The organism is Spongiimicrobium salis, assembly GCF_043678055.1.
In the GTDB taxonomy this organism is placed as follows: domain Bacteria; phylum Bacteroidota; class Bacteroidia; order Flavobacteriales; family Flavobacteriaceae; genus Spongiimicrobium; species Spongiimicrobium salis.
In genome coordinates this window covers 442064-456557 of the sequence record NZ_JBHEQA010000003.1, presented here as the reverse complement: position 1 = coordinate 456557, position 14494 = coordinate 442064, and the positions used below count along the sequence as shown (strand labels likewise).

9 protein-coding genes and 1 tRNA gene are annotated in these 14494 nt (G+C 41.3%); all 10 read left to right on the top strand.

Features of this window, described 5'->3' with window-relative positions; translation table 11 throughout:
- Positions 1 to 58 precede the first annotated feature (58 nt).
- The 10 genes from ACEXOE_RS16745 (at position 59) to ACEXOE_RS16700 (ending at position 14493) form a co-directional block, all read left to right on the top strand.
- Entirely contained in the window at positions 59 to 8596 is an 8538-nt protein-coding gene (locus tag ACEXOE_RS16745) for a T9SS type B sorting domain-containing protein (RefSeq protein WP_394749980.1), read from the top strand.
- A 331-nt stretch (positions 8597 to 8927) separates the two neighbouring features.
- Entirely contained in the window at positions 8928 to 9167 is a 240-nt protein-coding gene (locus tag ACEXOE_RS16740; protein ID WP_394749979.1) for a GIY-YIG nuclease family protein, read from the top strand.
- A gap of 79 nt (positions 9168 to 9246) precedes the next feature.
- On the top strand, positions 9247 to 9486 hold the full coding sequence (locus tag ACEXOE_RS16735; protein WP_394749978.1) for a GIY-YIG nuclease family protein: 240 nt from the start codon (positions 9247 to 9249) through the stop codon (positions 9484 to 9486).
- Positions 9477 to 9551, top strand: a tRNA-Pro gene (locus tag ACEXOE_RS16730). Before ACEXOE_RS16735 ends, ACEXOE_RS16730 begins: the two co-directional genes overlap by 10 nt.
- Positions 9552 to 9716: 165 nt before the next feature.
- Positions 9717 to 10244, top strand: a complete 528-nt coding sequence (locus ACEXOE_RS16725) for an O-acetyl-ADP-ribose deacetylase (protein WP_394749977.1) — start codon at positions 9717 to 9719, stop codon at positions 10242 to 10244.
- Entirely contained in the window at positions 10234 to 10788 is a 555-nt protein-coding gene (locus ACEXOE_RS16720) for an NADAR family protein (RefSeq protein ID WP_394749976.1), read from the top strand. Before ACEXOE_RS16725 ends, ACEXOE_RS16720 begins: the two co-directional genes overlap by 11 nt.
- Before the next feature lie 14 nt (positions 10789 to 10802).
- Positions 10803 to 11762 (top strand): ADP-ribosylglycohydrolase family protein, encoded by a 960-nt coding sequence (locus ACEXOE_RS16715; protein WP_394749975.1) that lies wholly within the window; start codon positions 10803 to 10805, stop codon positions 11760 to 11762.
- Positions 11759 to 12433: an NUDIX hydrolase gene (locus tag ACEXOE_RS16710; protein ID WP_394749974.1), complete on the top strand. Its 675-nt coding sequence runs from the start codon at positions 11759 to 11761 to the stop codon at positions 12431 to 12433. The genes ACEXOE_RS16715 and ACEXOE_RS16710 overlap by 4 nt, the downstream gene beginning before the upstream one ends.
- 118 nt (positions 12434 to 12551) lie before the next feature.
- Positions 12552 to 13568 carry an SPFH domain-containing protein gene (locus ACEXOE_RS16705; RefSeq protein WP_394749973.1) on the top strand — a complete coding sequence of 339 codons (1017 nt, stop codon included), beginning with the start codon at positions 12552 to 12554 and terminating at the stop codon, positions 13566 to 13568.
- 1 nt (position 13569) lies between these two features.
- Positions 13570 to 14493 carry an NAD(+)/NADH kinase gene (locus ACEXOE_RS16700; protein WP_394749972.1) on the top strand — a complete coding sequence of 308 codons (924 nt, stop codon included), beginning with the start codon at positions 13570 to 13572 and terminating at the stop codon, positions 14491 to 14493.
- Position 14494: the final 1 nt, after the last annotated feature.

Below are 14494 nucleotides of genomic sequence, written 5' to 3'. Positions count from 1 at the left end.
ACTTTGAGGATATTCAGGCTCCCAAATCCTAGGTATTCTCTTAAATACGACTTAACCTATGCTCCCAAGAAAAAGAAGGTATATCGCCTACTCCTTGCTATTGGTCTTCATTTCAATAGTAGGTACTTCTGCATTAGCCAATACCAATGTATATGGGTTCTTAGCTGAAGTAACGGCGGCTATACGCAAGACAAAGGACACTTCTGAAGCGACTTCGAAGAAGGACGTAAAAGCATCCACCAAAAGTAATTTTAGTACAGCGGCAAATGCAAATGCTGCGATGTTTATGACCATCATCCAAGGGGCAGATGAGGAAGTCATATGTGCGAATGATGGTAGTACGGTGGCCCGCTATAACCTCTGCGGGGATTTTGATGATAGAATTATTACCCTTAGTCAGGCCGGAACCAATTACGAATGGCAACAATTTAACCCAGGAGGCGGCTGTACATTTGATGTGAATGACGATTGTGCCAATACCTCAAATAGCTGTTGGTCTGCTCCCATAAGCACAGCTTCTAGTTTTGTTTTAGATGCAAGTACGATCTCGTCCGCAACCGGAGGGGAATTTCGCGTTCGTGTGGATGGAGGATCTTTCTTTTACTTTAAGGTAAAGAAAAGTACCATTACCCAGACTTTTGTAAAAACCGATTTTATCTGTGGAGTCGATGGAAGAATACAGATTACGAACCTTTCCAGTGCCTACGAATATAGTATTGACGATGGTAGTGGATTTGGACCTTGGCAATCTTCTCCTATTTTTAATGGATTGACCCCCGGTACCTATATCGTTCAAGCGAGATTGGCAGGAACGGCAAACACTTGTGAATACCCCTATGAGCCTATTGTGATCGAACAATTGGATATTGGCATTGATGTTACCTTCACCGATGCACAATGTTTTGGAGAAACGGGTTCTATTACTGTTGACGTTACAGACGTTCCAGGACCTTATCGCTATACCTTATTGGATGAGAATGGTGTGCCTCAAGAGTTTACCACCTTTATTCCGGATAATCCTTATACGTTTAGTGCCGTAGGTTTTGGTACCTATAGTGTTCAAGTTGAAACACAACAATGTACTGGAGACCCGGCAAATGGGATTCCTGCACCAAGACAGGATTTTGATACGGGAGGAAACCCTATCATTATTGGAGATGGTATCGTTGCACTTGCAGCCTCTACTGAAGTAAATAATAGTTTAAGTGCCGATCCTACTTGTGGCGCGAATGATGTAGATATTATCGTAAGAACTTCAGGAGGTGTTCCTCCGTATACGTTCACGGTGAGTGATGGAGGGAATTCAGCAGCTCCATACACCACCGATACAACTTATAATGTGACTACCGCAGGCGCATATGACTTTGTGATAACTGACAGTAATGGCTGTATGATCACGGCTTCCGCAAATGTGGAAGAATTAATACCCCCTGACGTCACTGTAGCCGGTATTGATGGCACCTGTACTAACGGAGGAGCCAAATTGGATATTACTATTGTGGATGCCAGAGGATATAATTTAAGTTTTAGGGCCGATCCGGCAGACCCCTGGAGCACAAACCCTTTATTGACCGTTCCAGCAGGCACCTACAATTCCATTCAAGTGCTGTACGAACAGGGAAGTTTCAATTGTATTTTTACCATACCTGCTAGTATCACGGTGAATAGCGTTGGTGCCATTTCCGGGAATGCAGTAAAAAATCAAGATTTAGTATGTAACGCTGCCGGAGGCACTGATGGCGGAATTATTGAATTTATAGGCCCTTTTAGTGGAGGAGCCGGTAGTGGGTACGTTTTTAGTATATCTGGAGATGATCCCGCCAATTTTTCAACACAAACCCTCTATACTAACTTAGCTCCGGGAACCTATACTCCTATTATACGAGATAGTGGTGGGTGCCGTTTGGAACTTACTCCAATTACCATTTTAGATGTGGATCCTCCAACCGATATTGCATTTGCCCAGAGTAACATCAATTGTGCGGCAGGAACCACCGATGTACAGTTAACTCCAACAAGCAATGCTCCTATCGTCCGTTATGAAGTTATTAGTCCTGTAAGTATTGATAATGGTGCTAATGATACGTTTGTGGGCTTAAATACCAATACGGCCTATCAGTTTAGAATTACGGATGCCAATGGATGTTTTTATACCGATAGCTTTACTCCAGCTGTGATCAGCTCTATTAGGGCTAGGGTACAATCGGGTGGAGATACCAGGGTATGTACAGGGGCCACAGACGGTAGTGGTACTTTTATTATTGATGGTTTTGCTACCAATTATACCTACGATATTAACGGAACCATAACTGGGGGTCCTCAAAATAACGGAACAGTGACTTTGCCACCTTCCGGAGCAGGAACCTATACGATTACGGTAACCGATGTAGATACGGGATGTACGGATACGGCTAGTATTACCATAGAAGAACCTACCACACCTTTGAGTCTTACAGGAAACGTTACTGATATGAGCTGTGCCAATTCCAATGTAGGGCGAGTAGTTGCCAATGCTAACGGAGGTTGGGGAGGAAACAGATATAGTTTAGCGTATCCAGATGGAACTACAACAGTAGGGCCGCAGTCCGGAATAACTTTTAGTAATCTTTCACAAGCTGGGGACTATACCCTTACTGTTACAGATGCAGAAGGGTGTACAGCTACATTTGATTTTACACTTACTCCTATAGATCCTCCAACCATAGCTTTGGACGCGGCACTCACCAATCGTTGTTTTGACCCCGTAACAGGGGCTACCATTGCGGTTACCGCAACGGCTGGGACAGCTGCAGGGCCTTTTCAATACCGCATTAACAATGGTCCGCTACAAGCGAGTCCGGTATTCAATAATATTTCTCCTGGAAACTATACCGTTGAAGTAGTCGATGCCAATAATTGTTCCGATTCCATAAATGTGACGATCAATGGTGCTTTACGGGCCATTTTGGATTTAGATACGGAAATTCCCTGTGGTGGTGCTCCAGGTAGAATCCGTGTACGGGCCCGAGGAGGGTATTTATCTGGAACCGGACCAAAACAATATGAAATAAGTGATGATAATGGTGCCACTTTTGGAGCGCCACAACCCTTAACGGCAAATACCTTCTTTTTTGATACGGCCGTTCCTGGAACCTATGTTTTTAGAATTACGGATAACGAAGGTTGTGTCGCCACTTCGAACCCCTTGGTACTTGATCCACCGGTGAATATCAGTGCAACGCATCAATTGACACCTTCAAGCTGTAGCGATCCCAATAATGGTAGTATTCGCATTATTCCTACGGCTTCCAGCGGAGTTCCGCCTTTTGAGGTCGATTTTGGACTTGCAGGAACACTAACGGGTACATTTACCGATCAAACCTTATATTCCGGATTGACCGGAGGGCAGACTTACGAATATGTAGTTCGGGATGCCAGAGGATGTGATACGGGGGTAATTTCGGTAACCATCCCAGTGGACGCCACACCTCCGCCAGATGCCACGGTCACGGATATCACGGCCACTTGTAATACAGGTACCGTAGAAGGTCAGGTACAGGTGACTGCAGTTACTGGAGGTACACCTGATTATACCTATATTTTGGAAGATCAATTTGGTGTTGAAATAGCCAGAATAGGACCAACATCCAGTACCAACGAGACATTTTCGAATTTAGCGCCCGGAACCTACACCGTGGTCACTATAGATAGCCTTGGATGTCGTGATGAAGATACGGTCACCGTAACGCAAGCCGTTGTGGATGTGGTTCCCTTACCTATGCCACTACCTACTTGTGATGTGACAGGGTTTAGCAATACGGTGGATATTGTTGGCGGAACAGGACCTTTCTTAATCCGTTTGGTCGGAGATCCCAATCCTCCCGTAACGCCTAATGGAAGTCCTGCATTACCACGAAGACATACTTTTACGGGCTTGCAATTTGGCGTAACCTATACGGTGGAAGTAACCGATACGGCTACGGGTTGTATCTATTTTGATGAGATACCTCCCATTGATGGTCCAACAACTTTAGATATTACGGCTACATCGACCGCTGGATTCTGTGATGTAAATAGAAATGGGCAAATTAGTTATGAAGTTACAGGTTTTGCACCGGGTAGCGATTTGGTCATTGAATTATTGAATACCGATGATGGAACACGGATTACTATTGAAAGTCCAATTAACGTGTCGCCACCATACGCCAATACCTATGAGACCTTACCAGGGAATTATCAGGTCATTGTAACCGACTTAACCGATAATTGTAATGATGCTACGGGTATTACCATTGATCAAAACCTCCCATCTATCGATATTTTAGCCACAATACCCGCCAATTGTAACGCGGATGGACAAATAACGGTTCAAGGAAATGGTGGCGCAGGAGGTCCTTATACCTTTGCCTTTGTTCCTGATGGAGTAGCCCCGGTTCCTGCAGATTTTACCACGGCAACAACCTTTACGGCACCCCCAGGAAATTATGATGTATATGTGAGGGATGTCAGTGGATGTACTTCTTTTGATATTGCTACCATTATACAGGTAGATCCTATTTTGCCCGCACCAACATTTTTGGTGAATAACCAATGTGATGTAACCACGACTACTTTTGATATTGAAGTGAGTATGCCCGCGACTACCAATAGTCCAACTTTTACTCTTGGAGGTGTAAGTCAAACGGTGAATACCGATCCATTAAATCCACCAACGGCCCCAATTACCGTAACCTTTACGGTAAATAGCCCTGGGACTTATGTAGTGGACGTTGTAGACATCAATGGTTGTACAAGTACGGGAACTGCTGAAGTTTTTGAATTCTTGGCAGCCTCCGGAGATTTTTCTACGATGCCTACATGTAATAGTGCCGATGGCGAAATTACCATCACTACCACTGGAGGTAGTGGCGACTTTACTTTTGAATTGAGAGATGGAGGTGGCACACTGATTACGACAAACTTAACAGGAATATTTACGGGATATCCACCAGGAGCATACCAAGTTATGGTCACGGATAACCTTGTTTCCGATGCAGGTGGTGCCTGTACCTTCCTAGTGGATAATATTAATTTAGATGCTGCGGTAGTGCCGATTATTGATAATGTGATCGATCAAGATGTATCCTGTAATGGATTTGATGATGGTAGTATTGATATTTTATTACGAAGTGGTACCGATGTGGATACGCCAATAGATTATCGACTTTTAAATTTTGATACCAGAGCTTTAATTACCAATAATGGTACAGGTTCCTTTACGGGCTTGGCGCCAGGGCGTTATGAAGTGGATGTGGTTACCGCAAGAAATTGTAATGTGCTTTCCGGTCTTATTGAAATCACTGAGCCCGTTCCCTTCTCCATTTCCGCAAGTGCCCCTGATTTTACATGTGAGGTTGGATCAAATAGATTTAGTTCCACGATAATTACAGTAAACATTGTAGACCCGGGAACAGCTGCGGGAGGATACCAATACAGTATTACTGGTTTTGAAAATTACCAACTTGGAAATACTTTTGAAATTATAGACAATGGTGCTCCACAGAATATAACGGTATACGCCATTGATGGGAATGGATGTCAAGCGCAATTTAGCTTGCCCACGATTAATCCGCCATCCGATGTGGTACCTACAATCACCAATATCACTTCCTTGAATTGCAGGGATAATGAGATTGTTCGTATTACCGTTGCAGGAACTACTGATTTTACCGTAATGACGAATTCGGTGGCTACGGTATTGCCCGTGACCAATACGCCTGGAGACAACTTTGTAGATGTATCTCTACCTGTTGCGGGAGATTACTTATTTGTAATTCGTGATAATAGCCCAAATGGATGTGACTATCCATTGCCATTGCACACGGTCAACGATCCTGTTGTGCCTACGGTGAACATACAAGAGGCAAGTCCGATTATTTGTGCAGGGGATAACAATGGTGCCCTGTTTATAGAAGTAACGGACTATGTTGGAGTGTATACCTATGAAGTATTCGAAAGAGATACCAGTGGAGCAGAAACCTCTACAGGAGTAACAGGAACTTTTGATACTGCAAACTTCCCTGATATCAATGGCGATCTTGCAAGAATAAGCGGTTTGCCGGGAGGAAATTTCGTGGTTCGTATTGCCTCTACGGGAGATCCTTTCTGTCCGGCAGTCAGTAATTTAGCCACCATACGTACGCCTAATGGACCTTTGGTACCAGATGCTATAGAAGTGGGTAATGTAAGCTGTAATGACAATACAGGTAGAATACAAGCTTCATTGACCGGTGGATGGGATATTGCCCCTTATGAATATCGCTTATTGTTGGATGATGGTACCGGAACCTATAATGAAATTGTAGCCTATTCCAATCAAAATGATTTTGAAAACCTAAGCAGTGGAAATTATAGAATAGAATATCGGGATATTGAAGGATGTCAGACTTCTTTTGATATTACGCTGGCAGCTATCCCTCCGATTCAGGCTGGAATACGTGAACCTCAGGCTCTAGTGTGTCCTGCTGGAAATAATGCGGTCTTGGAAGCTTATGACCCAACAACGGGAGATGCAATCACTGCAACTCCTGGTGCTACAGGAGGTGTTCCCGGTGCCGGATATATCTATCAATTGATTTATTTGGGAAGCAATGATATTACGGATGAGGTATCTAGAAGTGGTCTTCAAAGTACCCCAACTTTTATTGGTGCCTCTGGAGAAGGATACCTGAGTGCAGGATGGTACGCTATAGAGATATCGTCCAGTTTTGGCTGTATAGGTGTTACCGTGCCTTATTTTGTAGATCCACCGCCGCCAATTATTCCAAATTTGGTGCAAGTTCAAGCGCCTGGATGTGGAGGTCAAGGACAAATGCAATTGAGTATAGAGAATCCTGAAGTTGGTTTTGATTATGAATACCGGCCTGTAAATACACCTGACCCGATCAATGATCCTTTCATATCTATGGGAGCGGGGATAACCTCCATATTAATTAGTGGTGGACCTGGTTTTTATCAGTATGATGTACGGAAGATCAATACTGGAAACACCTGTGATGTGGTACGTTCCAATGGATTAACATTGATCGATGCACAGAATTTGGATCTTGTTGTAAATTTACCGGATGATATCTCCTGTGCCTCTGAAACTGATGGACGAATAGAATCTTTTGCTTCCGGAGGTGTTGGAAACAATAGCTTTAGATTGTATATGGGAGATCCTGGAGCTGATCCATTCAATCCCAATGCCAGTGCTACACTAGTACGGGGACCGCAAACTGATGGAACTTTTGAAGGCTTACCAGAAGGAACTGCATATTATGTTACAGTGACCAGTGGTCTTACTTGTGGCGATGTGGAAGGGCCTTATGAAATTGTGCGTCCGGCTCCAATAGTATTTACAGAGATAGCCACACCAGTTTCTTGTAATGGAGAGACCGATGGTAGTATTACTATAGAAGTAACCAGCGGGGGAGAAGGATTATTGCAATTCGCTATTTCACCGAATTTTAATGAATTCTTTAGTGACCCTACCACACCGGGACAGTATACCTTTACCGATTTGGCGGCTGGCAATTATGACATTCTAATACAAGATTCCCAAGGATGTTCTGAATTAACGACCTTGACGATCAGTGAACCTAACGAATTAACAGCATCCTCTGTGGAAACCGATGAAACATGTATAGGATTTGCCGATGGAACCGCACAATTGACGATTACAGGAGGTACTCCTTTTGTAGATCCAATAACCCTGGTATCGTATTATGAAACAAGTTTGAATTCTTCTGATGATGCGGATTTTGTACGTAACGATAACTTGTTCTATGACAATTTACCGGTAAATACCCATGTGGTCTTCATTAGGGATGCCAATGGATGTACTGCCAATGTGATCATTCCTATTGAATTAGGGGTGGATCTGGCCGCAACCGCAATTCCGCAATATGGTTGTGAAGGAATTTTTCCAAATAGTACAGTCACGGTTGAGATGCAGGATAATGGCGTATTGCCAAGAGTACTGTTCTCCCTGGATGTAGATGATATTGCAGTGGCAGGAACGCAACGTACTTGGGGCGACCTTCCTGCGGGAGATCATACGGTATATATTTATCATGAAAATGGATGCGCCACTTTTGTCGAATTTACAATAGATGCTTATGATCCATTGACCTTGACCGCTGAAAAAACAGGTCCGGATGAAATTACAGCTACTGTTACCGGTGGTTTTGGAGGATATGAATTCTTCTTCCAAGGAGCCTCTACAGGAAGCGATAATGTGTTTAATATTACCGAAGATGCAACGGTGACTATTCGCGTAGTAGATCAGAATGGTTGTGAGGCTATGGTGGTCTTCCCATTTGATTTTGATGGTATGTTGGATATCCCTGATTTCTTTACCCCAGATGGCGATAATCAGAATGATGTTTTCTTCCCACGAAACCGTGAGTTCTTCCCGAACCTCGAAGTGAAAATATATGACCGCTACGGAAGGGTAGTGGCCGTATTGGATAACGTTTCAGAATGGGATGGCACCTATGAAGGTAAGGAGTTGCCTACGGGAGATTACTGGTATGTGGTCAATGCCAATGATCGGGATAAACAGCAATATGTTGGCCATTTTACCTTGTATCGATAAAGTTTAAATTCAATATAAAAAGTATAGAAAAGGAACGTTAAGCATATTTAACGTTCCTTTTGCTTTTATTCCGTATTAAAGCTATTTTTTTTCAGAAAGATTATACTATCTTTGCAGCCTGAAAAATTGGTTTTGCAACTAGAAGTTTCCAATCGCTCCGAAGCCTTGCTTTTGAAGAAAAAGATAAAGAAACGAGGTGCAAAACGATATTTAGATAACCATTTGGGGGTGCACCACGCATAGCGTGGCAGGTCTCGCCCGGTTATCGCGCCGCGTTAGGGACGCGGAGGTCGTCACGCTAGAGGCGTGACCACGCGAAAAGACTGTAAATATGTGGGTGTACATATTGCATAGTGAAAAACGTTCAAGATATTATGTGGGTCAAACTGCAGATATCAAAAAAAGATTGATAAGACATAACAAGGGAAATGTTCCATCTACAAAGAGTGGAAACCCTTGGAAGTTGGTTTTGCAACTGGAAGTTTCCAATCGCTCTGAAGCATTGCTTTTGGAGAAAAAGATAAAGAAACGGGGAGCAAAACGATATTTAGATAACCATTTCGGGGTGTAGCGTAGCCCGGTTATCGCGCCGCGTTTGGGACGCGGAGGTCGTCACGCTAGAGGCGTGACCACCCGAAAAGACTGTAAGTATGTGGGTGTACATATTGTATAGTGAAAAACGTTCAAGATATTATGTGGGGCAAACCGCAGATATTGAAAAAAGATTGATAAGACATAACAAGGGAAATGTTCCATCTACAAAGAGTGGAGCTCCTTGGAAGTTGGTTTTGCAACTAGAAGTTTCCAATCGCTCCGAAGCCTTGCTTTTGGAGAAAAAAATAAAGAAACGAGGAGCAAAACGTTATTTAGATAACCATTTCGGGGTGTAGCGTAGCCCGGTTATCGCGCCGCGTTTGGGACGCGGAGGTCGCAGGTTCGAATCCTGCCACCCCGACACTTATTTCAAAGTAAAGATTAAAGCACTATAAACTATGGGTTTATGGTGCTTTTTGTTTTTAATGAATTTAATTCCTAAGGAATAGAATACCTGATTCTTTAGGCTTTGTTGAATATATTATTTATTTGTGTTATATTTACACAAATAAAATTAAAGCCATTCATGAAACCATGTGCTAAAATTGAGCTTATACAAGCTGACATCACCCAATTGGAAATAGAGGCCATTGTTAATGCGGCAAATACCTCTTTGTTGGGAGGAGGAGGTGTTGACGGGGCAATCCATAAGGCAGGAGGTAAACAAATTTTGGAAGATTGCATTAAAATTAGGAATAGACAAGGGGGATGTAAGGTGGGGGAAGCGGTACTTACTTCGGCAGGCAATCTAAACGCAAAATATGTGATACATACGGTAGGGCCACGATGGAACAATGGACAATCCAATGAGGCAGAAAAATTAATGGATTGTTATATCAATTGTTTAAAAATAGCAGATGAGTACGAAATAAAATCTATTGCTTTTCCCAATATAAGTACAGGTATCTATAATTATCCAAAGAAAAGTGCGGCAAAAATAGCGATTGAGACCATTCGTTCTCGTGAATCTACTCTAGAAAAGATTGTCTTTGTATGTTTTGATGAGGAGAATTATAGCATCTACAAAAACGAATTGAGAAAAAATGAAGTATAGCAGAGCTTGGTTAGTTCAAAACTTGGAAAAGAATTTAAAATTTAAGTATTTGTTCTTTTGGGGACACACTCCTTCAAAGGATGGCACTATTTCTTCTACTTGTCTGAGTCAATGGTGGGCGGGTCATCCTTTCGAGGAAAATGGTATTATTTATCAGTCGACTGAACACTATATGATGGCAGGAAAAGCAAAACTTTTCAATGACCATGAAATGTTGCAAAAAATTATGGAATCAAAACATCCGGCCGAAGCAAAAAAATATGGAAGAATGGTAAGAAACTTTGACGCGATCGAATGGGAAAACCATCGCTGTCGAATTGTGATCCATGGAAACTTTTTAAAGTTTTCGCAACATGCTGAACTCAAAGACTTTTTATTTAAAACTAAAGAAAGGATTATTGTTGAGGCGAGTCCAAGAGATAGAATATGGGGAATAGGAATGAGTAAGAACCATGAAAGTGCTTCCGAACCTAAGAACTGGCGGGGTCAGAATCTTTTAGGTTTTTGTTTGATGGAAGTTCGCGATCGATTTTTAAACCAATAGATTATTCTAACAAAATGAAAACCATAAAAGACGGAATATTAGGACTTGCGATAGGTGATGCGATAGGAGTTCCCGTTGAATTCAAATCCAGAGAAGCACTTGATGTAGCTCCAGTAACTGATATTAGGGGATTTGGCACCTATGGGCAACCTCCTGGAACTTGGTCGGATGATAGTTCCCTGACCTTCTGTTTGGCGGAGGCTTTGTTGGAAGAGTTCAGTCTCAAAAGGATTGCCAATAATTTCATTTTATGGAAAGAAGAAATGATTTGGACTCCCCATGGAAATGTTTTTGACATTGGAATTCAGACAAGTAAATCTATTGATATACTTCAAGAAATCCTTGATAACAACGATGATGCTAGTTTGGAACTCCTGAGGTATGAAGCAGATGAATATACTAATGGCAACGGTTCTCTAATGCGAATTCTTCCACTCTATTATATATTGAAAGATAGCATTATTGAAGAAGAGTTTAAGCGTATTTGGACAGTGTCTGCGTTGACACATGGTCATATTCGATCGGCAATATCCTGTCTTATCTATTTAGTGCTGATCGACGAATTGATTAAAGGTAGGGAAAAACAAAAAGCATATCAGAAAACTAGGGAACGTATAACAAGGTTCTTTGTTCTTAGGGCAATTTCACATCGAGAAGTTGAGGTATTCAACAGAATTATTAAAAACGATGTCCAACTTTTGACAAGAAATGAGATTCGATCTAGCGGCTATGTCATTCATAGTTTAGAGGCATCTATTTGGTGTTTTCTACATGCCGATACCTACAAGGAAACCATACTGAAAGCAGTGAACCTTGGGGATGACACAGATACTACTGCCGCTATTGCGGGTGGATTGGCCGGAGTGTTTTATGGTTTTGAGGCATTTCCAAAAAATTGGTACCACAGCCTATCAAGATTGGATGATATAGAAGAACTTTGCACCAGCTTAGAATTAAAGTATAGCACAAAATGAAGAACAAGATGCAATTGGCCGTAGATGCGGTAGTATTTGGGTATGAATCGGGAAACATATCCGTGTTATTGGTAAAGCGCAAATATGAACCGTATAAAGATGCATGGGCATTGCCTGGAGGCTTTGTATTGGAAAAAGAGAATTTGGAAGAAGCCGTTCAAAGAGAGTTATCAGAAGAAACAGGAGTAACCATAAATTACCTAGAACAATTATACACTTTTGGAAATTTGGATCGTGACCCCAGAGGGAGAGTAGTCTCCGTGGCCTATTTTGGATTGGTGAAACCAAATGCATTCAAACTTAGTGCATCTACTGACGCCAAAGAAGCTGAATGGTTCAATATCAAGAAATTGCCAAAACTTGCTTTTGATCACAAAAAGATACTGAACATGGCTATTGAAAGACTACAAGGAAAAATCACCTATGAGCCTATAGGATTTGAATTACTCGACAAGAAGTTTCCTTTTTCCGATTTGGAGAAACTTTATACTACACTGTTAAATAGGGAAATTGATAGAAGAAATTTTAAAAAGAAGATCACTAGCTTGAAAGTTCTGGACGAATTGGATGAAAAGGTTTCTATAGGTAGAGGAAGACCTGCTAGCCTCTTCCGTTTTAATAAGAAGCGTTATTTCCAGTTGAAAAAAGAAGGAATCATCTTCGAAATCTAATCTATTTTTCAAGAAAAAAAGATTTTGTGTAAAAAAAACACATAATAATTTGGATATAGGAATATTCTGTTTTATTATTGTGTAATAATTACACAAAATATTTCTAAAACTTAATACTATGTTCGGAATAAACTATATCAAATTCGATTCCATGAATTACGTGATTCATTTTAAAAATGGGAAAACGAAGAACGAGGGTAGGGGATTATCGTTTTTCTACTTTGCCCCAAACTCCTCTATAGTTTCTATTCCCATGGAGAGTAAAGACTTCCAGTTTATCTTTAAGGAAACTACAAAAGATTACCAAGAAGTTTCTATCCAAGGACAGATAACCTATAAGGTGAAAGATCCAAAACAATTGGCTGAAGTTCTTGACTTTACCGTGAATAGCAAGAGACAGTATATTAAGGATGACAATGAAAAAATTCAACAGCGTATCATTAATGAGGCGCAAACAGCCAGTGCCGGAGTCCTACAAAAGTTGAGCCTAAAAGAAGCATTGCGTCAATTAAAACAGATTGAAACACAGATTATGAACAGTGTTCAGAATTCTAAAACCGTGCATATGTTAGGACTTGAAATTCTGAGTGTAAATGTTTTGGGAGTAACTCCAAACCCTGAAATGGCTAGGGCTTTGGAAGCACAGATGCGGGAGTCCCTTCAAAAAGAAGCGGATCAAGCCATCTATGAACGAAGAAATTTTGCGGTTGAACAAGAGCGCATTATTAAAGAGTCTGAATTGAATACCGAAATTGCCGTTGAAGAAAAACAAAAGCAGATTGCCGAAAAACAAATGGAAACTGAAGTAGTGAAGCAGGAAAATGAGCAAAAGCTGAAGGAAATGGATATGGCTTCCAACATTTCTTTGGAGGATAGCAAACAGAAACTCATTGCCTTAAAGGTGGAAAACGAGAAAAAAGAAGCAGATGTCAAAGAATATGTTTTGCATGCCAATCTTCGCCCATACAAGGAACTGGATTGGAAAACGCTCATGGCCATTAATTCAAAGGACATTGATCCCAGAAGTCATATTGCACTTGCCTTTAGGGAATTGGCCGAAAATGCGGATAAAATAGGAAACCTTAATATTTCACCAGAATTGTTGGAATCTATTATGAGCGCCAAAACGAAGTAGGATGGAATTGGACAAAGTCATAATCATCAGGGATAAAACAAGGCTTGAGCGGCTTATAGAACGGTTTAATTCAAAAGCTCAAGCTAAGTTTTACCTCGAAAGATCGGGGGAAGATTTTGAGTTTTATGAAAAAGAACACAATACATTTTATCATTCCCTTGGCCAAGTGGAAAAAGCAATTTCTGGGCTATTCAAGTATAAGATATTGTTTCGTTCCTTTTTGGCTACCTATATGTTCGCGGAGGGAGATTTGATTGTGGTTCTTGGTCAAGATGGACTTGTTGCCAATACGGCAAAGTACGTAAATGGACTTCCCATTGTGGCCCTTAACCCAGATGAGGAACGTTATGACGGTATTCTGTTGCCGTACAACCCAAGAACTTTTCTATCGGCAATCAAATCTTGGGTGAATGGAAGCTATGAATCAAAAAAAATCACCATGGCAAAGGCCCAATTAAACGATGGTCAGGAACTTTTGGCATTTAACGATTTTTACATTGGTGCGGCTTCCCATGTTTCCTCTAGATACCATTTGGAATTCAAGGGGGAAAGGGAAAATCAATCTTCCAGTGGGATTATAGTGTCTACAGGGGCCGGTTCCACAGGATGGATCAGTTCGGTCTTTAATATGACCAATAATGTTAACCAGTATTTTTATAGTCAAAAAAAAGAATTTAGTACCGGGCTTAACTGGGAAGATGACAAATTGTTGTTTGTAGTGCGTGAACCTTTTTTAAGTAAAATGTCACAGATAGATTTGGGATATGGAATTATCCAAAGGGGAAGAAAGTTAAAAATTGAATCTAAAATGCCTGCGAAAGGGGTAATTTTTAGTGATGGTATCGAAGCTGACTTTTTAAATTTTAATTCTGGTAGTATTGTTGAAATAGGAATAGCAAAAGAAAAAGCAAATTTAATTGTATAAA